Here is a 21,047-nt window from a genome sequence, read left to right as displayed (position 1 = left end):
CGTAGAACGGGCGCGTGGCTCACGGGTTCGCAAGAAGACTTGATTGGTGGGGCTGGTATCATCCTGAGGTCATGGTCGTCCACGGTCGCGCTCACAAATGCGTTAGCCGAGCCGACGAGTTCCTGATAACGAAGATCATTACAGCCCTCGGGCTGGCGCTTCTTCTCGTTGTCGGAGCATGGCCGGGCGGCCATCGTGACGTGACAGATACGACTCCGTATCTGAGCACGACATCCTCGTCGTCACTAGGGACGCCTTCTGTCGGCCAGGACTCCGCTGGTTCCGGTGAAAGCGTTGTCGGCGCGACCGCCGAACAATTCGTGACCGGGGATACCGCAAACGACATCGTGATCGGTGTTGCCGGGTGCCTCTTGGGTATCATCTGCTGCTTCTTGGTGCTCATCGTCACGCGGACCTTCCGCCGGCACGTCCCCGGTTCTCACATTCGCGAACGTTTGCCGCGCGCACCATCACTGGCGGCCATGACGGGGCGCCTGTTCGCATTGCCTCCTTCTCTCACACAGCTTTCTCTGTCGCGGACCTGACTCTGGCGGCGCCATCTCTTCGATGGCGCTCCACTGGTCGCCCTCGTTCGTTGTGTGTGTTTGGAGTGTCTATGAAATCTTCCGTGAAAGCGGTACTTGTCACCGTTGCTCTCGCCGTGGTGTTGCTGGTCGTCGCGCTGGTCTTCGTCCTTGTCAATCAGAATCGAGCTGCCGCACCCGAGACGGGGACCGCTGACGGTCCACAGGTCGTCCGTGAGAACTCGCATGTCCTCGATGACGGAGGGGAAGGGGCGGTGACGGTTGTCGAATTCCTCGATTTCGAGTGCGAGGCCTGCGGTGCGTTTTATCCCCTCGTCGAGGATCTCCGCGGCAAGTTCGATGGCGAGATCACGTACGTGATCCGCTACTTCCCGCTGCCTGGTCACCTCAACTCGAAGAACGCCGCAATCGCTGCCGAAGCCGCAGCGCAGCAGGGGCGGCTGGAAGACATGTATCACCGCCTGTTCGAGACGCAGCCTCAATGGGGTGAGGCTCAAGAGTCTCGTGCGGACCTGTTCCGGGGGTTTGCGGAGGAACTCGGATTGGACATGGCCGCGTTCGATGATGCGGTCGCTGATCCGGCGACAGCAGAACGGGTCCAGTTCGATCTCGACGAGGGTGAGCAGCTCGGTGTCAGCAGTACCCCCTCGTTCTTCATCGATGGAGAGCCTGTCGTGCTGGAAACGTGGACCGACCTGGAGGACAGCATTGAAGCCGCGGTGAACGGTGCTGAATGATGGCGCGTTCGCTATCGCACCGTCGCGTCATCATCGTTGGCGCCGGGCATTCCGGATTGGCGACAGCCGCCGCGCTCAGGTCCTCCGGGCTTGAGCCACAGAAAGACTTCGCGATCATCGATTCTGCACCCCCCGGTCAACGAAGCTGGGCCACACGGTGGCAGTCGATGAAACTGCGCAGTGCGGCACGCCACAGTGTCGTCCGCGGGTTCCCTTTCCCGGGCGATGAAGATCGTCATCCGAGTGCGGATGAGATGTCCGACTATCTGTCTTCGGTGGAGAAAGCCATCGGTGTGAAGACCGTGTGGAGCACACGAGCTCTTGGAGTCAACCGGTTGGGCGACGGATCCACGCTGCATCTGTCGACCTCCGCCGGGGAAGTGCAAACACGAAATGTGGTCTGTGCAACGGGAGCTGCCGCCGTGCCGCGCATACCGGGGTGGCGCCAGGAACTGGCAGTGCCCGGTGTTGTGCTGCATTCCAGCCAGTACCTCGACCCCGCGCAGATACCCCCCGGCCGCGTGTTGATCGTTGGCGGCGGATACAGCGGAGTGGAGATTGCTGAAGAACTCACGTCCTCCCACGACGTCACCCTCGCGACTCGAGCGGAACCACCACGGGCATCAGAGCGGCCCATCTGGTCAAGGCTGCGACGTAAGGGTCCGATGTCCGAGGCACGCCCCCGCGCAGCTTCGACAGACGTCACTCATGCCGCCGCCGTAACGGGGGTCAACGGAGACACCGTGATGTTCGCCGATGGGGCGTCCATGAAGCCGCAATCCCTGATCCTCGCGACCGGGTACGAGCCGGCAGACGGATGGCTGCCCGATTCGGAGCCCCCCGGGCAGCCATTACACGTCAGTGCACGCATCCCCGGACTGTTCACTGTTGGCATGCCGCGATACTCCCGGGCGGACGCTGACACCCTCGCTGGGGCGAGCCGTGAAGCGGCGACCGTCGCCCGGCTAATCGTCGGACGGCCATAAAGGAGCACCATGACAGAAACAGGGCACAGTCACGGTATCGGTGACGCCACTCCCCGCAATCGCCTGGTCATCGCGTTCGCGATCACCTCCTCGGTCTTCATCATCGAAGTAGTCGGGGCAATCATCACAGGCAGCCTCGCACTGCTCGTTGATGCGGCGCACATGCTCACCGATGTCGTCGGGTTGGCGATGGCCGTCACCGCTGCGCATCTGATGAACCGTCCCCCGACTCCCAAGTACACCTTCGGTCTTCAACGCACTGAGGTGCTCGGTGCACTCGCTCAAGCAGCTCTGCTGCTCGGAGTGGGCATCTTCGCGCTCGTGGAAGGCGTACGTCGGCTGTTCGAGCCCCCGGAGATCGCTTCGGGAAGTCTGCTGTTCTTCGGCATCGTCGGTCTCGTCGCCAACATCGCCTCCATGCTCGTATTGTTCAGCGGCCGCGGGCGCAATCTCAACATGCGCGCCGCGTTCCTCGAGGTCGTCAACGATGCCCTCGGTTCCGTCGGCGTCATCGCCAGCGCCATCCTCATCGCCGTTTTCGGTTGGTATCAGGCGGACGCTGTCGCGGGCGTCTTAATCGCGCTACTCATCATTCCCCGCACCCTCATCCTGTTGCGAGCATCCGGCCGGGTCCTGTTGGAGTCCACACCTGCCGGTCTCGACCTCGAGGATGTTCGCCGCCACATCCTTGCCCTTCCGCACGTGGTCGCGGTGCACGACCTCCACGCGACCCAGGTCTCGACCGACCTCCCCACGCTCACCGCCCATGTTGTGGTCGATGACACCGTCACGATGGAAGCTTCCGCCGAACTGCTGGCATCACTTCAGCAATGCGTCAGCGAACATTTCGCCGTGAGCATCGAACACTCCACCTTCCAGATTGAACCCGAATCCCACCCCGGAGAGCACGACACCCATGCATAAACGCCTCTCGGCACGCACCACTGCCGTCCTCACCACCCTGTTGTTGTCGGCATCCGTCGTACTTGGGGCTGCATCTCCGGCCGCCGCTCATGACGACTTCGTTTCGTCGTACCCCACCGCCGACTCGACCATCAACGGATCCCCCGACGAGATCTCTCTGATGTTCACCGGAACCCTCACCGGTGGTGACGACGCAACGGTCGTCGAGGTTATCGATGAAAGCGGAGCAAACGTCGCCGTCGACCCGCCGACGGTGAGCGGTGACTCGATCACCCAACACCTCTCCCCGGACGCCGCAACCGGCATCTTCACCGTCCGCTGGAAGACCGTCTCCGCCGACGGACACCCGATCAGCGGAGAGTATGTCTACACCGTCACGCCCGCGATGGCCACGGAACCCAGCACTCCGACCACAAGCCCCACCCCTGAAACCTCCCCAACCGAGGAGCCGGAACCGGCCCGACCCGCGCAAACATACGGTGGCACGGCATCCGGCGGCGGCGCTTTCGAACTGCTGCCCCTGTTCTTCCTCTCGGGTCTAGCACTGATTCTGGGGATCGGCGTTGTGGGAGTGGTTATGGCCGGGCGCCAGCGTCACCAGCGCGACCGCGCACAGGCCGCCAAGGATGCCGCAGCTACGGAGAACGACGCCGATGCGTGATCGAGTCCGCCGGTCGGCCGTGATGCTCATCGTCGCCGCCATCGTCATCCTGATCGATCAAGGCACCAAGACTCTTGCTCTGAACACGTTGCGGCAAGATGCGCGTATACCGCTGATTGGTGACTGGCTCGGTCTTCAACTGGCCTTCAACCCCGGGGCGATCTTCTCGCTCGGGGAAGGTTCCACATGGGTCATCACCGTCATCGGGGTCGCTGTCACCGCGGTCCTCATCGGTGCCGCCATCCGAGCCCGGAACGTCTGGTCGGCGGTTGGTTTCGGTTTCATCGTGGGCGGTGCGATCGGAAACCTCATCGATCGCTTATTCTCGCCGCCCGCGTTCGGGATCGGGCACGTCACCGACTTCCTCGCCTACGGGAACCTGTTCATCGGCAACCTCGCCGATGTCGCTCTCGGCATCGGTGCCGTATTCCTCATCGTCGCGGGTCTGCGCACAAGCCGTCGCCGGCCAGACCCCGCGTCCCGCCCCGATCCCGTCGACCCTGTACCCGCCGAAGAAACGGTTCACCCATGAGTCCCAAAGAACGCGTCCCCTCCACTTACCAGCGGAATGCCCTGGCCCCCAGCCTCGTCGCCGCCGCGATCCTGTTCCTGGCCCCGGCGCTCTTCCAGGCGAACTGGGCACCGCTCGTCCTCTTCATCGCCTCGATTTTCGGGCTGATCGTCGGGTGGTTTGCGCTGCAGGCACGCCACTGGTGGTGGATCCCGGTTTTCCTCGCGATCGCCGTGCTCTGGAATCCGGTGATGCCGTTCCCCTTCTCCGGTGTCGTGTGGACCACAGCACAGCCCGTCGCGGCCGTGGTCTTCTTGGCAGCGGGTGCGACGATCAAGGTGATCCGGAAGTGAGCGGCGTGAGCTTCGCGTCACGACCATGCGTGTGAGCGGCGAGATCCCGGACAGTCCCCCGTCACTGCAGACGTTCCTCGCACCGGCCGACATTCCTCTTCCGGTGCTACCCATCGTCGCGGGGATCCTCGCTGCGCTTTATCTCGTCGGAGCGATCCGATTGTGGACGCACGGGCGTCGTTGGCCCGTGTGGCGGACGGTCAGCTTCCTTCTCGGGTGCGTTCTCCTCGCGGCGGTCACTGGCCTGGGCGTTGAAACGTATGGCCAGGCGCTGGTGTCCGTTTTCATGTTCCAGCAGCTCACTCTGATGATGATGGTGCCGCCGCTACTGGTCCTCGGCTCACCCGGAACCCTTCTTCTGCGAGCAACACCGCATCACGGAGCGGGACGGGTAGTCCTCACAGCGGCCCACAGTGCTCTTCGAAGCCCGGCCGCGAGATGGGTACTTAGCCCGTGGGCCACTGTGCCGCTCTACCTGTTCGCGTTCTACGGCATCTACCTTGCGGGTGCTGCCGATTCCATCCTCACTCTCCCCACGGGTCACGTCGCGCTCGAGGTCGGATTCCTCCTCGCCGGCATGCTGTTCACCATCCCCATCTTGTCCTCCGATCCTCTGCCGGTCAGGTTGGGTCACGGTGCCCGTGCGCTGGATGTGTTTGCTGAAGCCGCGCTCCACGCATTCTTCGGGGTGTTCCTCATGATGGCCAGCACGATCCTGGTCGGCTCGTTCGTCGCCCCCACAGAGGCGCTAGGCATCGATCCCCTCGCTGACCAGCAGCTAGCCGGTGCTCTGGCCTGGTCCTACGGCGAAGCCCCGACCGTGCTGATGTTGATCTACGTGATGCATCGTTGGTTCCGCAGCGACACCGCTCGTGCTGCCGCGGCGGACCGGTACGCCGACGTGCATGGGAACGCCGACCTCGACACGTACAACGCCTATCTGAAAAATCTGAGCTCTCATGACCGTGACCGCTGACCCGTTGGTGGGACCCCCCATTTTCGTTCGATCGAGGCGCGGCAACCCCAGAGAGCACAACGCGCGCCTGCCTGTTGCGGTGCCGTTTTCCGTAGCGATCATCGCGGCCGCCGTCGCAGGAGGAATACTGGATTTCGCCTACCCCGCATACGGGTGGTGGCCCGCAGCATTCGTGAGCGTAACCATCGGGCTGTGGACGCTCCGCGGACGTTCTCTACCCGGGGCGTTCCTGATCTCCCTCGTCTACGGCGCGGCCTTCTACTTCACCCACTTGGCATGGGTGTCACGGTTTCTGGGGCCTATCCCGTGGGTCGCGCTGGCTGGCTTGGAAGCTCTGCTGTTCGGTGCCGGCGGCGTGCTGATCGCACTCGCCTATCGAGCCACCACCCGGACCGGATACGGGTACCGCGCGATTACCCCTCTGCTGGTCGCCGGGGTGTGGGTGCTGCGAGAAACGCTGATGGGTAGCACGCCGTACACCGGGTTCCCATGGGCGCGCGTCGGTTTCAGTCTCGCCGAGAGCCCGCTCGCGGAGGCCGCATCCTGGGTTGGGACCACCGGGCTGTCCTTCCTGACAGTCCTGGTCTGCGCGAGCGTTGTGGAAGCCCTCATCCTCCGCCGATGGGAGCCAGCAGCAGCAGCGGCGGTCATCGTCGTTGCCGCGATAGCCGTCCCTCTGTTCCCGACTGAGCAAGCGGGAATGTTGCGCGTCGGATGGGTGCAGGGCAACGGTCCCAGCGGCTACTTCGACACCAAAACAACAGGTGACATCCTGCGCGCGCAGGAAGAAGCGACCGCTCCTCTTCTGGACCGTGAGATGGACCTTCTCGTCTGGCCAGAAGGGGCCGTCGACGCCGATCCCCTGCGCGATGTCGCCGTCGCGGGCCGCCTTGATCGACTCGTGCAGGGTGCCGGCGCTCCGGCACTGGTGAATGCGGCGACCACCCGCGGAGCCGACACGTTCAACACCTCGATGCTGTGGACCAGCGCCGGGCCGCAGCAGCTCCACGACAAGGCCAACCCCGTCCCTTTCGGCGAATACGTCCCGGACCGTTGGTTCTACGAAGCCATCGCCCCCGACCTCATCGGATTGATACAACGCGAGTACACGCCCGGCTCCAACACACCCCTCATGAACGTTGGCGATGTGCCCATCGGTCTGGCCATCTGTTTCGACGTCATCTACAACGACGTCATCCACCAAAGCGCGGCCTCTGGTGCGCAGATGTTCGTGTTTCAAACCAACAACGCGGACTTCAGAGGCACCGACGAGAACCTCCAACAGCTGGCCATCGCCCGTATGCGCGCGCTCGAAACAGGGAGAACTGCCGTCAACGTCTCCACCACCGGGACCAGTCAAGTCATCGGCCGCGATGGAAAAGTGTTGGCTCAGGTTGCGGTGGACACGACCGCGGCGAAGATCACCGAGGTCCCCCTCCGCACCGGCACGACCCTCGCCGTCGTGCTGATGCCGTGGCTCGGCTGGACACTCAGTATCGGAAGCGTACTCGCGCTGCTCGTCGTGTCGATCCGACAGCGGCGGTCGGATGCTCACTCCCAGGAAGACGGATGGATGAAGTTGTGAAACTCAAGATTCTGACCTCTGTCGCGGCACTCTGCGCACTGTTTCTACTCAGCAGCTGCGCACCCACCGTCCACCTCGAGCCCGCAGCAAACGCGAATGACCCGCTGTGCGCAGAGGTCACCGTACGACTACCGGACTCGATAGGCGACCAGGATCGCGTCTGGACGGACGCTCAGGCCACCGCAGCATGGGGCACCCCCAGCAGCGTGCTCCTCACCTGCGGGTCGGAGCCCCCGGCCCCCACCACGCTGCAATGTGTCAGCTTGGGTGGCGTCGATTGGATCGTCGACGAGGAGGACACCCCGAATCTGCGGCTCACAACCTACGGCCGAGAGCCAGCTGCCCAGGTGTACGTGGACACCACCACCCTGTCGGCAGACGCGGTTCTTGAATCTCTCGCCGGGGCGATCCAGCAGCTCCCCAAGACCGGTGAATGCACGGCACCTGTGACCGAAGACCCAGACGTCGTAGGCGATGAGACGGGAGATACCGCTCCATGAATCCCGTTGTTCTCCGGATTGTTGGTCCGACGATTCTCGTTGTCGCCGCACTCATCGCTGCGGTGGTCGGGCTCGCGATCGGTGGAGGAGCTGCACCAAGACTCACCAATGACCCTGGAGCGCTCGTGCGATGGGGACTCCCGGCCGCGAAGCTGATCGTCAATCTTTCCGGTGCGGCAATGCTCGGGCCCCTGGTGCTGGCGGTGTTCGCTCTCCCCTCAGGGGGGAAACCGTTCACCGTCGCGCTCGATATCGCCTCCGCCGGCGCCGCGACCCTCACCATCTCAAGCGGGGTGGTGGCTTTCCTCACCTTCCTGTCGTCGTTCAATCCGCAAGTGAGCCTGAACGCCGAGTTCGGTGCGCAATTGGGCCGCTTTCTTCTCGACACGGAGCTGGGACGATCATGGCTTATCACCGTGATCCTCGCCTCGGTCGTGACAGTCCTCGCATTCGCTGTTCGCAGCAATGGGGCGGTGCTGTTCACGACCGTGCTCGCGATCATCAGCCTGATACCCATGGCCACCCAGGGTCATTCGGGTGAGCTCGCCAACCACGATCCCGCGGTCATGTCCCTCGTCCTGCACGTCATTTCAGCAGCGATATGGCTCGGCGGTCTCATCCTGCTCGTCGCCGCGCGACCCATCAGCTCTCCGCATGAACTTGAGAACCTGCTCCGCCGGTACTCGACGGTGGCACTCTTCGCGTTCATCGGCGTCGCCGTCTCGGGATTCGCGCGGGCGCTCACTGCCCTCGGCCGGTGGGAAGACGTGGCCTCACCGTACGGCATCATCCTCTTCACAAAGATCGGCGCGCTTTTGGTCATGGGCGTCCTCGGTGCCGCCTACCGCCGCCGACTCATCGCAAAGGCCAACGAGGGCCGTGGCGCCTTCTGGATGATCGTGAGCGTCGAACTCGGCTTCATGGGTGTCGCGAGCGGTGCCGCCGCCGCCCTCGCCCGCACCGCCGCCCCCGCCGATACGATCACGCCGCCGCAAAACACCGCCGCGGAGATCCTCACCGACGCACCCGTCCCGATCGAACTCACCCTGCAGAGATGGTTCACGGCGTGGAGCCCCGACCTCCTCTGGGTGCTCGTCGCCAGTTTCGGAATCGTCCTCTACCTCGTCGGCGTCCGACGCGCACGGCGCCGCGGGAATCCGTGGCCAGCCAGGCGGACGATCAGCTGGATTGCGGGGATGGGGGCGCTTCTGTGGACGATCAGTGGCCCGCTCGCCGCCTACGACGACTCGCTCATCAGTATGCGGTTCCTCCCCTTCGCTCTCCTCAGCCTCGCCATCCCATTGCTCCTCGTCTTCGCGGCGCCGATCACGCTCGCAACCTTGGTCATCTATGCACGGGACGATGGAAGCCGAGGACCGCGCGAATGGCTTCTCTGGGTCGCCCACAGCCCGCTGGCACGGTTCGCTCTGCGCCCCGTCGTCGCCGCGTCCCTGTTCGCTACATCGCTGTGGTTCATCCACTACTCCGACCTGTTCCGATGGTCGCTCTACGACCAGCTCGGAGGGGAATGGATGATCAGCCAACTCCTCGTCACCGGGTGCCTCTTCGTACGATCGCTCTCCCTTCACGCGTCCACGACGCCCGAGGGGCGGTGGCGTGTGACCTCACTCACTGCGCTCACAGGCCTTGCCGCCTTCTTCGGCATCGCCACTAGCACGCGCTCCGACCTCATCGTCGCCGAGTGGTTTGGCGCCATGGGGCGGACGTGGGGTCCCACCCCCCTCCAGGATCAGGCCCTCGCCGGAGGCGTCACCTTGATGATCGCGGGAACGCTCGCAATCCTCACCGGCTTCTCCGTCCTCCACACGAAACGCAACAACCGACCTGCCGGTAGCACCCCCGTGCCCGCCGTACGAAAGGATCCACGCCTGTGACCTCCACCCACCGCACTCGCTGGTTCGCCCGCACCCTTCTTGCTCTCATCGCACTGGGAATCGTGGCCGCACCGGCCCCCGCAGCTCTCGCGCACGACAATCTCCTGGACACCGTGCCGGGGGCAGACGAAACCGTCACCCGACTTGACGATGTCGCTCTCACATTCAGCGGGGAACTCATTGACTTCAGCCAAGCCAGCTTCGCCCAAGTGCAAGGACCCGACGGCCTCTTCTACGAATCCAGCTGCTCCACCATCGATCGCAACATCCTCACCACCCCAGTCGCACTCGGAGAAGCGGGCCTCTACACCGTGCTATGGAACGCCGTCTCCAGCGACGGTCACCCCATATCCGAGAGCTTCGCGTTCACATACGCTCCCAGCGGGAGCGAGCCAGGGCTGGGATGGGACAAACCAGCATGCGGGAACGAACAATCACGGATCCAACCGGCAAAGGCGTCGCCCTCCGCCGCGCCAACCACCGAATCTCCAGCAGCGGACACCCCTCCCCCGGCGGCATCCGCAGGCGAGAACGAGGTGGCTTCGATCGCGATCCCGCTCATCATCGCCGTGGCTGTCACAGGTGCCGCGGTGATCACGGCCACCGTTGTCGTACGGCAAGTGAAGAAGAAAAAGCACAACAGGTTGAGCGCCGACGTCCATACGGATACGAAAGCGTGAGCTTCGTGTCAGGGCAGGCGAACTCAAGTTCGATGCGTCAGATATGGGCCACAGATCAGAGATCACGGGCGAGTCGGCGCGACTTCGACCCCCACGAACGGACGATAGACCAGACGACGGGCAACGCGAGCATGGCCAATCTGCGCGCCCATGGCAGCAGAATCCACGAAACCGAGCTCAAGGAGAGGGCACAGTGAACGAACGAAGCTTCTCTGCGGCCACGGAAGCGACTGAAGAATGCGGGTGTGCACCCACGCCCGCCGAACGTGACTCGTTCTGGAAGCTGAGTGTTACTCGACGTGGCGCTTTCGGGCTCGGCGCCCTCGGCGTCGCCGCATTCGCTGCTTTCGGTATCGGCTCCGGCGTCTCAGCCGCGTACGCTGCGTCCTACCCGAGCTGGGACGATGTGCAACGCGCCAAGAACAACGAAGCCGCCAAAGCGTCCGAGATCACTCGGATCGAAGGGCTGATCCAATCTCTGACGCAAAAGGTCGCCGAGACTCAGGCTGCCGCCGATACAGCCTCCGACGCGTTCTATGCGGCGCAGCAGGAATACTTCGCTGCGATCACGGAAGCGGACAGCCTGCAGGCGCAGGCGGACGAACAATCAGCGATTGCCGAAACCTCTGCGCGCAGGGCCGGTCAAGTTGCGGCACAGCTGTACCGCAACGGTGGAGACGATTCAGCACTTCAACTGTTCTTCTCCGGTTCCGCGGCCAACGCCGATGAGCTCCTGTCCCGCCTGGGCACCATGGACAAGCTGCTCGAGTACAACCGATCGGTCTACGATGACGCAATCTCGGCGCGCAATACCGCCCAATCGCTGACCGATCAGGCGAAGGTCGCCCGCGACGAACGGGACCGACTGCAGCAGGTCGCAGAGCAGAAGATGATTGCCGCACAAGAAGCGGCCGACGCCGCACAGGCCGCGCTCGACGAGCAAGCCGCGAACCTCGAGACGATGCAGGCGCAGCTCGCCGCGCTGAAAGACACCACCACGCAGACGGTCGCCGGCTATCAGGCGGGTGTGGCCGCCCGCGAGGCAGAAGAGAGAGCCCGTCGCGAACGCGAAGCCGCCGAAGCCGCAGCCAACGGAGGCGGCAATGGTGGCGGCGGAGGCTCCGCCGGAAGTGGCGGTTGGGTCCGGCCCCACGGAGGCGGCCGCAGCTCAAGCTACGGTCCTCGGACCCCGATCTGTGGCTCGCAGGGCTGCTCCTCGAGCTACCACTACGGCGCGGACATGGCCAACGGCTGCGGTGCCGCGATCTACGCCGCCAACTCCGGAACCGTGGACTACGCCGGCGCCAACGGTAACTACGGCAACTACGTCCGAATCCAACACGGCGGAGGCGTCAGCACCGGCTACGCCCACATCAAACCAGGAGGCATCGTCGTCGGTCGAGGCCAATGGGTCAACTCCGGCCAGGTCATCGCTTACGCAGGTGACACTGGACGCTCCTTCGGCTGCCATCTGCATTTCGAGGTCTACATCAATGGTGGTTACACCAACCCCGTCCGATTCATGGAAGACCGCGGCGTCTATATCTAAAGCTCCGACACGGGATTACGAAGTGGTGCCGTCGACACGAGCAGTCGGGTAGAGAGGGCTGCTCCAGTCGTCACTCGCGACATCCTTGCTAGGGATCTCAAAGAGGGAGGATGACGCTGCCCATCACCGCCGTCAGCCGCGACATGATGTCGGTCCACAGCCCTGTCACCATCAGGAGGCCGAGGACGATCAGCAGTATGCCGCCGCAGACGTTCACCACTCGGATGTGACGACGGAGGAACTCGGCTGTCTTCGCCGCCCAACCGAACCCGAATGCGACCAACAGGAACGGGATGCCGAGGCCGAGCGAATACGCGAGGCCGAGGAAGCCGGCCCGGACAGGGTCGCCAGCATTGAACGAAAGCGCGATGATCGCGGCAAGCGTCGGACCCATGCACGGTGCCCAGCCGATACCGAGTGCCACTCCAAGTAGCGGCGCCCCTGCGATTCCGGCCCGGGAGCCGACGTGGAAGCGAACCTCCCGCTGGGCGAAACTGAACAACCCGAGAAAGACGAGCCCCATCAGGATGATGACGACTCCGAGGATGCGTGTGACTAGGTCGCCCCAGCGTAGGAAGAACACGCCGGCCGTGCCGCCCAGCGCGGTGATGAGAACGAAGACGACGCTGAATCCGAGGATGAACAGCAGTACGCCGACTACGAGCTGACGGCGCTGGGGCGCGACTGCATTCGTCGCGCCACCCTTCGAGCCCGGCGCGACCGCCCCACCAAGGAAGCCGAGGTAGCCGGGGACCAGCGGGAGTACGCAGGGCGACAGGAACGACACGAGACCGGCGAGCATCGCGACGGGGACTGCGAGCCAGAGCGCACCGGACCCGATGATGGTGTCGGCGTTCATGGTGTCTCCGCCAGAGCGTCCTTGACGAGCGTCGAGAGGATCGAGGTGCCGTCGATGGGTCCGATGATGCGGGCGGCGACGCGTCCCTGTTTGTCGAGCACGAGAGTCGTTGGTGTCGCCTGGATCGGCACCACCTCGGAGAAAGCGAGTTTCGCCTCGGCCGTGTTCACGTCGATCAGGCTCGGGTAGGTGATGCCAAACTCGTCGGAGAAAGCCTGGGCAGTGTCAGCCTGGTCGCGGGTATTGATGCCGATGAAAGCTACATCCTCGCCGCCGTACTCGCGCCAGACGCTCTCGAGATCCTTCGCCTCCACGCGGCACGGCGCGCACCCCGCGTACCAGAAGTTGACCACCGTGACCTTGCCGGCGTTGTCGGCACTGTCGAAATCATCGCCAGTTTCAGTAACGCCGCTGAAGACGACTGGTTCGCTCCGCTCGGCCACCGGGATCTCGACAATCGCGCCGTCGGCGGCCACATACCCGGTGTTCTCACCCTTAAGGAAGGAATCGCTGACCGGATCCGGCGCGCACCCGGTCAGCCCGATCACGGACACAGCGAGCATGGCCCCGACCGCGCCACGAACGGCACGAAAGCGGGGTCTTCGACGCATATTTCGAACCTTACACAGATCACCTATGCGTCACCTTTGCCTCGGACACTTCCCGACCGGGAATAGACTCGCATGCATTGTGTTATATACCCCTAGGGGGTATCTTTTTGGGAGTGAACGGCTACGAGAGCAACAAGGCTGATCTGCGTAAGCGGTTGAGCCGGGTAGAGGGTCAGGTGCGAGGTATCGCACGAATGGTTGATGAGGACAAGTACTGCATCGATATCTTGACGCAGGTGTCTGCGGCGACGAAGGCCCTCGAGACGGTGGCGTTGTCGCTACTCAGTGACCATCTCGCTCATTGTGTCGCTCAGGCAAGTGCTGAGGGAGGCGAGGTGGCTGCGGCGAAGGTCCGCGAGGCCAACGAAGCGATCGCTCGTCTCGTCCGTTCATAACTACTACGTCTGTCTACTCGAAGGAGCACATCATGACTGATCGCATCGAACTCGGCTTGAAGGACGCGAATGCGGGGTGCGCATGCTGCGCTGCCCCTTCATCCGTTGACGCATCCGCGCCTGTCGCGGCCCCGGTCTCGGCCGAGATCTTGGTTGCGGGGATGACATGCTCGCATTGCGCCTCCAGCGTCAGCGATGAGCTGAACGCCATCGATGGTGTCGACGGTGTCACGGTCGACCTGAATGCCGGCGGGGCATCCCGCGTGATTGTCCACAGCGCCGCCCCTATCGATCCCACGGCTGTACGGGCTGCGGTTGAAGAGGCCGGCTACACCCTCGCGACCTCCCCGATCTGAGTCGCTATCCGTTTGCGCCCGGCTGATCCGGGTGCATCCGAGCAAGGAGTTTCCGATGAGCCAGCATGACCAGCACCACGAACACACTGCGCATCAGGATCACGGCAGCGTGCCGACAACGGAGCATGACCACACGGCGATGAGCCACGACCACGGTGCTCCCCCAGAGCACGCTGGTCACACGAGCCGCGGCGGTCACGGCGGTCACGGCGGTCACGGCGATCATGTCGGTCAGTTCCGGCGGTTGTTCTGGATCATGCTGGTCCTCGCGGCCCCTGTGGTTGGGTTCTCGATGATGTTCTCGATGCTGCTCGGGTACCCATTGCCCGACGCCGCGTGGGTGGGTTGGGTGTCCCCGGTTCTCGGGACCGTGATGTATGTGTGGGGCGGGGCCCCGTTCCTCACGGGTGCCGTGAGCGAGCTCCGTGCACGCAAGCCCGGGATGATGCTGCTGATCGCCCTTGCGATCACCGTGGCATTCCTGGCGTCCTGGGGTGCGAGCCTCGGCATGCTGCACCACGAGTTGGATTTCTGGTGGGAGCTGGCGCTGCTGATCGTGATCATGCTGCTTGGTCACTGGATCGAGATGCGCTCGCTCGCGCAGACGACATCGGCCTTGGATTCCTTAGCGGCGTTGCTGCCTGACGAGGCAGAAAAGGTCGACGGCGATACGACCGTAACGGTCGCGCCCTCGGACTTGCAGGTAGGCGATGTCGTGGTCGTGCGTCCGGGCGGGCGGGTCCCCGCCGATGGGCGCATCGTTCAGGGATCGGCCAGCATGGACGAGTCGATGATCACCGGAGAATCCCGGCCGGTGCGCCGCAGCGATGGCGACCCGGTCATTGCCGGTACCGTCGCCACGGATTCCGGAGTGCGGGTGGAGATCACGGCCATCGGTGAGGACACCGCTCTCGCGGGGATTCAGAAGCTGGTCACCGAGGCGCAGAGTTCGTCGTCTCGGGCGCAGCGGCTCGCGGACAAGGCCGCAGGGTGGCTGTTCTGGTTCGCGCTCGGCGCCGCAGCGATCACCGCGATCGTCTGGACGGTTGTTGGCCTACCCGACGCCGCCGTCATCCGCACCATCACGGTGCTGGTGATCGCCTGCCCGCACGCGCTGGGCCTGGCGATCCCGCTGGTCGTGTCGATCGCGACCGAGCGCGCCGCCCGCGGGGGCGTGCTCATCAAGGATCGTCTCGCGCTGGAGAGCATGCGCACCGTCGACACTGTTCTGTTCGACAAGACGGGCACGCTCACCAAGGGCACCCCCGCGGTGACCGCCATCAACCCCGTCACGGGGACCGACGCCGATCAGCTGTTGGCGTGGGCGGCCGCGGCGGAAGCAGACTCCGAGCACCCCCTCGCCCGCGCGATCGTCAACGCGGCAAAAGAGAAGACGCTCACCGTTCCACGCTCAACCGACTTCGAGTCATCCCCCGCTGTCGGGGTGCGTGCCCGCGTTGACGGACGTGTCGTGCAGGTCGGTGGCCCGTACATGCTCGAGCAGGAGAATGCGCAGGAGCTGCCCGTTGCTGACGAGTGGCGGAACGAGGGTGCGATCATCCTTCACGTGCTCGTCCACGGTCAGGTTGTGGGCGCGCTGCGTCTGGCGGATGAGATCCGCTCGGAGTCGCGCCATGCGGTCGACGCGCTCCATGAGCGCAGTGTGCAGGTGGTCATGATCACCGGTGATGCGGACGCGGTCGCCGCCTCCGTGGCGGGCGAACTCGGCCTCGACCGGTACTTCGCCGGGGTACGCCCCGAGGACAAAGCGTCGAAGGTGAAAGAGCTTCAGGGCGAAGGTCGAAAGGTCGCCATGGTTGGTGACGGGGTGAACGATGCCCCCGCGCTGGCGCAGGCGGACGTCGGTATTGCGATCGGGGCGGGAACCGATGTCGCAATCGCGTCTGCGGGGGTCATCCTCGCCAGCGACGACCCCCGGTCGGTGATCTCCGTGATTGAGCTGTCGCGGGCCAGTTACCGGAAGATGAAACAGAACCTCTGGTGGGCCGCCGGGTACAACCTTCTCTCGGTGCCGTTGGCTGCCGGTGCGCTCGCCCCCGTCGGGTTCGTGTTGCCGATGTCGGTCGGTGCAGTGTTGATGTCACTATCCACGATCGTTGTCGCGCTGAATGCGCAGTTGCTGCGACGGCTGAACCTCAGCCCGGACGCCGTCGTCGACAAGTAGGCGCATGGGCGGCGGCGACGTACCCTGGAAGAAAGGGAGGTGGGACAGTGTTGACGACGATCGCACGGCGCGTGCATGACCAGCGCACCCTCACCCGCACCCTCCTGACCGTCGTCGCCGTCGCCTTTTCCGTGATCTTCGGGCTTCTGGCGATGCACTCGATGAACACGCACACCATGCCCTCCGGGCACAGCGAAACCATCGCGGTCGCACCCGCGCATGCCGACGCTCACCCCGCACACGCCTCAGGCGAAGCTGCAGCGATGGATGAGACGGGCTGTGCGACGTGCTCTGACGATCACGGCATGTCGTGGATGGCCTGCGTTCTCGCGCTCCTCATCGCCGTAGTGCTGGTCACCCGGCCGCCCGCCTGGTGGCGCTCACTCACCGAAACCCCTGGTCCGCTCCTTTCACGTTTTGCGCTTCGCGGCGCGCTGTACCCGCTGCGGCCGCCGTCTCTCACCGTTCTCTGCATCAGTCGCACCTGATGGCTGGCATGCCCGTTCTATGGGCAACGCCCCCTCGCCCAGCCTGTCTCGCTGGGCACCATCATCGACTCTTGGAGAGAACCATCATGAAGACCCGTTTTGCGGCGACCGCCGCACTCACTCTCACTGCTGTGCTCGCCCTTGCCGGCTGCGCTGGAAACACCTCCGGCGGAGGCGATATGCCCGGCATGAATCACGAGAGCAGCAGCTCCGCCCCGGCGTCGGCGGACGCCAATGACGCCGACATCATGTTCGCCAGCATGATGAAGGAGCACCACGCTCAGGCCATCGAGATGTCTGACATGCTCCTCAGCAAGGACGGCGTCAACGAGCGCGTCGCCGCCCTCGCGGAAGAGATCAAGGCAGCGCAGGGCCCCGAAATCCAGAAGATGGAGCAGTGGCTCGAAGAGTGGGGCGCTGATACCTCCAACATGGAAGGCATGGACCACGGCGGCGGCATGATGTCCGACGACGACATGCAGGCCCTCGAAGATGCCACCGGGGCGGACGCCAGCCGTCTGTTCCTCGAGCAGATGATCGAGCACCACCAGGGTGCCGTCGAAATGGCCCAAGACGAAGTCGACAACGGCCAGAACAGTGACGCGGTCGCCCTGGCCGAGACGATCATCGAGGCACAGACCACGGAGATCGCCACGATGAAAGACCTCCTCGACACACTCTGATCTACCTTCGGGGGTGCGGCGCTCGCCCGCACCCCCGAACTGGCCTTCTCGCAGTAACCCACGCCACCGCGCTGGTGCCATGTCGCGACTCTCATTCGCGTACCGCTCGCGCACCTGCATGCATTTCTTCACGTCGGAGTCTCATGAACCGCCACTCGCCCCTACCCGCTTTCGCGATCGCTCTCGCAGCCGTCGCCCTCACCGGCTGCGCCGTGCCGCAGGCCTCCGGCACCAACGCGGTCCCCCCCGTTATCCAACACATTCACGGTGTTGCCGCTGACCCCCGCGGTGAGGACCTCTTCATAGCCACCCACGGAGGACTCTTCACCCTCACTCCTGAAGGTGCGATCGCCGGTCCCATCGGAGGCCACGATTTCGATGCGATGGGCTTTACCGTCCTCGACGACGCCCTCTTCGCATCCGGTCACCCGGGCACACAGACACCCGCAGAGCTCGGCTCCCCGAACCTAGGTGTCATTCGTAGTGACGACTTCGGCGAATCGTGGTCACCGATCGCCCTCACTGGCAGTACGGACTTCCATGTCCTCACCGCCGGACCAGACGGCACTCTCTACGGGATCGCCTCCGATGGCGTCGATCTGCTCATCAGCACTGACGACGGTCTCGAATGGACCCGCGGCGCAACACTTGCCGCGGCAGACCTCGCCGCCACCGGCGACGGTCTCTACGCCGCCGCGGAAGAAGGACTGCTCCTCAGCACCGACAACGGCGCCACCTTCACCCCCGTCGCCGACGCCCCGCTGCTCTACACACTCGACGCCAAACCCAATGGCTCGCTCGCAGGAGTCGGAACCGACGGTGCCCTCTGGTCACAGAACACCGAAGGAACATGGCAACGCCTCGACCCGCTTCAAGGGGCCGCTCAGGCCTTCACCGCGATCGATGACGAACGCTTCATCGTTGTCGACGACCGCGGCATCGTCCAGATCACAGCCGACGACACAACCATCCTCGCCCCCGCCCGGTAGAGAACGCCACCACCAGAACGGCCACCCATGGTCCCCCGCCGCAATCCCTTCCGACGCATATCCGTCTTCATCGCGTGCGCCACAGTCCTCGCCCTGCTTCTCGCCCTTGCGAGCTTCTACCTCATCGGAGCCATATTCAGATGACCCGCCACCTGCACCCAGCTCGGCACCGTCCACGAGCACACGTTCCCACGCGCACCAGCCACATGTCCCCACAGCGGCGTCACGATCGCCTCGTACGTATCGGGGCCTTCCTTCTCCTGGCCGCCGTCGCACTGATCGCAACTCATCTCCTCATCGACACAACCGTTCCAGACCAACGGTCACTCTGGGCATACACGCTCGGAAGCTACGAAACAGCGTTCATCCTCGCGATCGTCGGACTGGCGCTCGTGCTGCGTGAACCCCCGGGAGGCGCGGATGAATCTCAATGACTACTGGACCAACGCCTTTTGGTCCGTCATCCCCACGATCGCCGTCGTCGCAGCATTCTGGTTCGTCCTGCGGTCCATCATCAGAGCCGACCGCAACGAACGAAAAGCACACGCCAAGATCGAGCAACAACTCCGCGCGGAACGAAACCATCCTCGCCAACTCGCATCGGCGGACGACGAGCGAGACCCGCTACCTGAACGCCGGAAACGTCTGCCGAAAGCAGATACCGGCGAACGTTAACGGCGGGCGCACGATGACGGGCGACGCGAACTCGCCGGAAACGATCGTTTTCGGCGGGTCGTCTGCTGCACGCTCCCTCCTGCTGTGCTCACTCGCGTCTTCAGCGGGAGATTTTGGAAAGCGGAGATGGGTCCGAGGCCTCGCTTGCGGCACCACCAGTAGAACCGAATGCGAAACCACGCCGCAAACGATCGTGTACGGCGGGCGGCACCGAACCGTGAGGTTGCTCAACATTTTCTTGCGAGAGGCGAGGGGAAGTCTGCAATGTCGGACATATGAGGGATCGTGGTGACTATGAGCTGACCAGGATCGTGAGGGAACGCTATGACCGGTAACGACGAGCCCGAAGGGCATTCGTCCCCCGATGGCGTTCCTACTCTCATCGCGTGGGCAACGGATCAGGCCTGGCTGGCCGAGGCAGACCGCGATCGCGCCGAGGAACGTTTCGACCGGCTCGCTGGAGACCGCGAACTCGCGACCGCACTCCAGGCCAGCGGATACCGTGGCCGGAACTACGATCTGTTCGCGAATGAGATCGCGAAGTACGGGTGGGCTGTCATCCGCGGGTGGATCTACAAAGGGCAGATTCGTGGCGAGGTGAAGCGAAAAGGCTTCGGCGCACTGGAGCCTGAGCCCCGCCCGGGCTCGATGATCGAAGAGGCCGAGAGCCTGGCGGATGAGACGATCGTGCTCGCCCTCACCGCGTTCCGAGACAAGGTGCTCGTCCCGGGCAAGTGGGACCCCGCCAAGGGAGCTTCCCTGCGCACGTTCTTCGTGGGCCAGTGCCTTCTGCAGTTCAGCAACGTCTACAAGCGTTGGCGTCGAGAAGAGCTGCGTTCATATGCGGAGCCGCAGGCTCCGCCGCCCGCAGCGGCCTGGGCCGACGACTTCGAGGAGGGTCCGTCGACGTCGGCTGCTCCCGACGCGAGCGAGGCGGCGCACATCAAGGACGAGCTGCGTCGTGCATTCGGGAGCATCAAGGACGAGCGTGTCCGCTCAGCCTTTTATCTGAACGTGACGCATGGCTTCACGCACGCGGAGATCGGCGAGAAGCTTGGCATGACCGCGAAAGCGGTGGAGTCGGCGATCGCGCGCGCACGTCAGCAAGTACGACAGAACCGGGAGTCCGCATGAGCAGTGAATTTCGAGGCAAGATCGAGCGCTCGTCCTTCGGGACCCAGAACGCGAAGGCGGCACGCCGAACCGTTTCCGCCAACAAAGCGCAGTCGCTCGTCTCGCGATCGATGACGGGCAAGACTCAATCGAAGCAGTTGAGAGGCCGCGAGGGGAAGTGACCAGCGGCGGACATATACCGAGATGTCGGGATCACAACGGAAAAGAGCCGCCCCGCGGTAACGGGACGGCTCACAAGCCCTGAGAAGGTCAGGTCTCATCCAGAGCACTGACTGTACCGGAGTTGGCAGCCGCAGACTAGCGGCGCTCCATCTCATGGCACCCCGGCACCAATCAGTGAAGGAGTTCCCATGGGAACCGTTCGTCGCTCTGCATCCACCGGTCGTTTCGTCTCCAAGGCCGCTGCGGCCCGCTGGCCCGGAAAGACCACCACCGAACGTGTCGGTTCCGGCACGAGCAACTCGACCACGGTGCACCGCTCCGCGTCGTCGGGCCGGTTCGTCACCGAATCGACCGCCAACCGCAACCCGGGCGGCACGATCAGCCAGCGCGTCTAATCGAACCTGAGGGCCTGCACGTGCACACGTGCAGGCCCTCGTTGTGTAAGTCGAGGGCCTCCAGAACCCCGTCGGTGGCGGTCAGTAGTTCACCTTGTCGATGACGAGGTTCCCGTCGAGCATCTCGTGCGGGACGGGTCCTGCACTGGGGGAGCGGGATGGTCAGTCTCACGAGGTCGGGGTCCGCAACGGTCTCCGCGGACGCCAAGGCGT

Annotated in this window: 24 protein-coding genes; 22 read left to right on the top strand and 2 right to left on the bottom strand. The window is 64.1% G+C overall.

Features of this window, described 5'->3' with window-relative positions:
- Positions 1-71: 71 nt before the first annotated feature.
- From SOM10_RS09360 to SOM10_RS09300, 13 genes are all read left to right on the top strand, one after another.
- The gene (locus tag SOM10_RS09360; RefSeq protein ID WP_136025676.1) at positions 72-545 is read left to right on the top strand and encodes a hypothetical protein; all 474 of its coding nucleotides are present in this window, start codon (positions 72-74) and stop codon (positions 543-545) included.
- Between the two features lie 71 nt (positions 546-616).
- Positions 617-1,282: a DsbA family protein gene (locus tag SOM10_RS09355; RefSeq protein WP_017201919.1), complete on the top strand. Its 666-nt coding sequence runs from the start codon at positions 617-619 to the stop codon at positions 1,280-1,282.
- The gene (locus SOM10_RS09350; RefSeq protein ID WP_320489579.1) at positions 1,279-2,268 is read left to right on the top strand and encodes an NAD(P)/FAD-dependent oxidoreductase; all 990 of its coding nucleotides are present in this window, start codon (positions 1,279-1,281) and stop codon (positions 2,266-2,268) included. The genes SOM10_RS09355 and SOM10_RS09350 overlap by 4 nt, the downstream gene beginning before the upstream one ends.
- A 9-nt stretch (positions 2,269-2,277) precedes the next feature.
- A complete protein-coding gene (locus SOM10_RS09345) occupies positions 2,278-3,192 on the top strand; it encodes a cation diffusion facilitator family transporter (RefSeq protein ID WP_017201921.1) in 915 nt (304 codons plus the stop codon).
- Entirely contained in the window at positions 3,149-3,853 is a 705-nt protein-coding gene (locus SOM10_RS09340) for a copper resistance CopC family protein (protein ID WP_136025674.1), read from the top strand. Before SOM10_RS09345 ends, SOM10_RS09340 begins: the two co-directional genes overlap by 44 nt.
- Before the next feature lie 19 nt (positions 3,854-3,872).
- The gene (lspA, locus tag SOM10_RS09335) at positions 3,873-4,385 is read left to right on the top strand and encodes a signal peptidase II (RefSeq protein WP_263971446.1); all 513 of its coding nucleotides are present in this window, start codon (positions 3,873-3,875) and stop codon (positions 4,383-4,385) included.
- Complete coding sequence (locus SOM10_RS09330; RefSeq protein WP_017201924.1) at positions 4,382-4,717, top strand: DUF6804 family protein; 336 nt, start codon at positions 4,382-4,384, stop codon at positions 4,715-4,717. Before lspA ends, SOM10_RS09330 begins: the two co-directional genes overlap by 4 nt.
- A 25-nt stretch (positions 4,718-4,742) precedes the next feature.
- Complete coding sequence (locus SOM10_RS09325; RefSeq protein ID WP_017201925.1) at positions 4,743-5,693, top strand: cytochrome c oxidase assembly protein; 951 nt, start codon at positions 4,743-4,745, stop codon at positions 5,691-5,693.
- Positions 5,677-7,278 (top strand): apolipoprotein N-acyltransferase, encoded by a 1,602-nt coding sequence (lnt, locus tag SOM10_RS09320; RefSeq protein ID WP_197021087.1) that lies wholly within the window; start codon positions 5,677-5,679, stop codon positions 7,276-7,278. Before SOM10_RS09325 ends, lnt begins: the two co-directional genes overlap by 17 nt.
- Complete coding sequence (locus tag SOM10_RS09315) at positions 7,263-7,778, top strand: DUF3515 family protein (protein ID WP_036304312.1); 516 nt, start codon at positions 7,263-7,265, stop codon at positions 7,776-7,778. Before lnt ends, SOM10_RS09315 begins: the two co-directional genes overlap by 16 nt.
- Positions 7,775-9,673 carry a cytochrome c oxidase assembly protein gene (locus SOM10_RS09310; protein ID WP_320489578.1) on the top strand — a complete coding sequence of 633 codons (1,899 nt, stop codon included), beginning with the start codon at positions 7,775-7,777 and terminating at the stop codon, positions 9,671-9,673. The genes SOM10_RS09315 and SOM10_RS09310 overlap by 4 nt, the downstream gene beginning before the upstream one ends.
- The gene (locus SOM10_RS09305) at positions 9,670-10,353 is read left to right on the top strand and encodes a copper resistance CopC family protein (protein ID WP_051662385.1); all 684 of its coding nucleotides are present in this window, start codon (positions 9,670-9,672) and stop codon (positions 10,351-10,353) included. Before SOM10_RS09310 ends, SOM10_RS09305 begins: the two co-directional genes overlap by 4 nt.
- Before the next feature lie 193 nt (positions 10,354-10,546).
- Complete coding sequence (locus tag SOM10_RS09300; RefSeq protein WP_029264090.1) at positions 10,547-11,902, top strand: peptidoglycan DD-metalloendopeptidase family protein; 1,356 nt, start codon at positions 10,547-10,549, stop codon at positions 11,900-11,902.
- Positions 11,903-11,999: 97 nt separating this feature from the next.
- Here the strand turns inward: SOM10_RS09300 and SOM10_RS09295 are convergent, their stop codons facing one another.
- Together SOM10_RS09295 and SOM10_RS09290 are read right to left on the bottom strand one after the other, a co-directional pair.
- On the bottom strand, positions 12,000-12,761 hold the full coding sequence (locus tag SOM10_RS09295) for a cytochrome c biogenesis CcdA family protein (protein ID WP_029264089.1): 762 nt from the start codon (positions 12,759-12,761) through the stop codon (positions 12,000-12,002).
- Entirely contained in the window at positions 12,758-13,324 is a 567-nt protein-coding gene (locus tag SOM10_RS09290; protein ID WP_029273828.1) for a TlpA family protein disulfide reductase, read from the bottom strand. The genes SOM10_RS09295 and SOM10_RS09290 overlap by 4 nt, the downstream gene beginning before the upstream one ends.
- Positions 13,325-13,485: 161 nt before the next feature.
- Here SOM10_RS09290 and SOM10_RS09285 point away from each other — a divergent pair, with 161 nt between their 5' ends.
- The 9 genes from SOM10_RS09285 (at position 13,486) to SOM10_RS09245 (ending at position 20,834) form a co-directional block, all read left to right on the top strand.
- Positions 13,486-13,767, top strand: coding sequence for a metal-sensitive transcriptional regulator (locus tag SOM10_RS09285; RefSeq protein ID WP_026049679.1), 282 nt, complete (start codon positions 13,486-13,488; stop codon positions 13,765-13,767).
- Positions 13,768-13,799: 32 nt separating this feature from the next.
- Positions 13,800-14,123, top strand: a complete 324-nt coding sequence (locus SOM10_RS09280) for a heavy-metal-associated domain-containing protein (protein ID WP_017201932.1) — start codon at positions 13,800-13,802, stop codon at positions 14,121-14,123.
- Positions 14,124-14,178: 55 nt separating this feature from the next.
- On the top strand, positions 14,179-16,308 hold the full coding sequence (locus SOM10_RS09275) for a heavy metal translocating P-type ATPase (RefSeq protein ID WP_414683574.1): 2,130 nt from the start codon (positions 14,179-14,181) through the stop codon (positions 16,306-16,308).
- A 47-nt stretch (positions 16,309-16,355) separates the two neighbouring features.
- On the top strand, positions 16,356-16,796 hold the full coding sequence (locus tag SOM10_RS09270; protein WP_042538298.1) for a DUF6153 family protein: 441 nt from the start codon (positions 16,356-16,358) through the stop codon (positions 16,794-16,796).
- 86 nt (positions 16,797-16,882) lie between these two features.
- Entirely contained in the window at positions 16,883-17,479 is a 597-nt protein-coding gene (locus SOM10_RS09265) for a DUF305 domain-containing protein (RefSeq protein ID WP_026049681.1), read from the top strand.
- 212 nt (positions 17,480-17,691) lie between these two features.
- On the top strand, positions 17,692-18,468 hold the full coding sequence (locus tag SOM10_RS09260) for a F510_1955 family glycosylhydrolase (protein ID WP_231481712.1): 777 nt from the start codon (positions 17,692-17,694) through the stop codon (positions 18,466-18,468).
- 420 nt (positions 18,469-18,888) lie between these two features.
- Positions 18,889-19,143, top strand: coding sequence for a hypothetical protein (locus SOM10_RS09255; RefSeq protein ID WP_081859903.1), 255 nt, complete (start codon positions 18,889-18,891; stop codon positions 19,141-19,143).
- Between the two features lie 324 nt (positions 19,144-19,467).
- Positions 19,468-20,277 (top strand): RNA polymerase sigma factor, encoded by an 810-nt coding sequence (locus tag SOM10_RS09250; RefSeq protein WP_029264083.1) that lies wholly within the window; start codon positions 19,468-19,470, stop codon positions 20,275-20,277.
- Positions 20,278-20,627: 350 nt separating this feature from the next.
- Entirely contained in the window at positions 20,628-20,834 is a 207-nt protein-coding gene (locus SOM10_RS09245) for a hypothetical protein (RefSeq protein WP_017201940.1), read from the top strand.
- Positions 20,835-21,047: the final 213 nt, after the last annotated feature.

Source organism: Microbacterium sp. CFBP9023 (genome assembly GCF_034045055.1).
In the GTDB taxonomy this organism is placed as follows: Bacteria; Actinomycetota; Actinomycetes; order Actinomycetales; family Microbacteriaceae; genus Microbacterium.
This window is presented reverse-complemented; position numbering and strand designations above follow the sequence as displayed.

Coding starts and splice junctions, on each gene's coding strand:
- SOM10_RS09360 (WP_136025676.1), top strand. CDS start 72: ATGGTCGTCCACGGTCGCGCTCACAAATGCGTTAGCCGAGCCGACGAG.
- SOM10_RS09355 (WP_017201919.1), top strand. CDS start 617: ATGAAATCTTCCGTGAAAGCGGTACTTGTCACCGTTGCTCTCGCCGTG.
- SOM10_RS09350 (WP_320489579.1), top strand. CDS start 1,279: ATGATGGCGCGTTCGCTATCGCACCGTCGCGTCATCATCGTTGGCGCC.
- SOM10_RS09345 (WP_017201921.1), top strand. CDS start 2,278: ATGACAGAAACAGGGCACAGTCACGGTATCGGTGACGCCACTCCCCGC.
- SOM10_RS09330 (WP_017201924.1), top strand. CDS start 4,382: ATGAGTCCCAAAGAACGCGTCCCCTCCACTTACCAGCGGAATGCCCTG.
- SOM10_RS09325 (WP_017201925.1), top strand. CDS start 4,743: ATGCGTGTGAGCGGCGAGATCCCGGACAGTCCCCCGTCACTGCAGACG.
- lnt (WP_197021087.1), top strand. CDS start 5,677: ATGACCGTGACCGCTGACCCGTTGGTGGGACCCCCCATTTTCGTTCGA.
- SOM10_RS09315 (WP_036304312.1), top strand. CDS start 7,263: ATGGATGAAGTTGTGAAACTCAAGATTCTGACCTCTGTCGCGGCACTC.
- SOM10_RS09310 (WP_320489578.1), top strand. CDS start 7,775: ATGAATCCCGTTGTTCTCCGGATTGTTGGTCCGACGATTCTCGTTGTC.
- SOM10_RS09295 (WP_029264089.1), bottom strand. CDS start 12,761: ATGAACGCCGACACCATCATCGGGTCCGGTGCGCTCTGGCTCGCAGTC.
- SOM10_RS09290 (WP_029273828.1), bottom strand. CDS start 13,324: ATGCTCGCTGTGTCCGTGATCGGGCTGACCGGGTGCGCGCCGGATCCG.
- SOM10_RS09280 (WP_017201932.1), top strand. CDS start 13,800: ATGACTGATCGCATCGAACTCGGCTTGAAGGACGCGAATGCGGGGTGC.
- SOM10_RS09275 (WP_414683574.1), top strand. CDS start 14,179: ATGAGCCAGCATGACCAGCACCACGAACACACTGCGCATCAGGATCAC.
- SOM10_RS09265 (WP_026049681.1), top strand. CDS start 16,883: ATGAAGACCCGTTTTGCGGCGACCGCCGCACTCACTCTCACTGCTGTG.
- SOM10_RS09255 (WP_081859903.1), top strand. CDS start 18,889: ATGAATCTCAATGACTACTGGACCAACGCCTTTTGGTCCGTCATCCCC.
- SOM10_RS09250 (WP_029264083.1), top strand. CDS start 19,468: ATGACCGGTAACGACGAGCCCGAAGGGCATTCGTCCCCCGATGGCGTT.
- SOM10_RS09245 (WP_017201940.1), top strand. CDS start 20,628: ATGGGAACCGTTCGTCGCTCTGCATCCACCGGTCGTTTCGTCTCCAAG.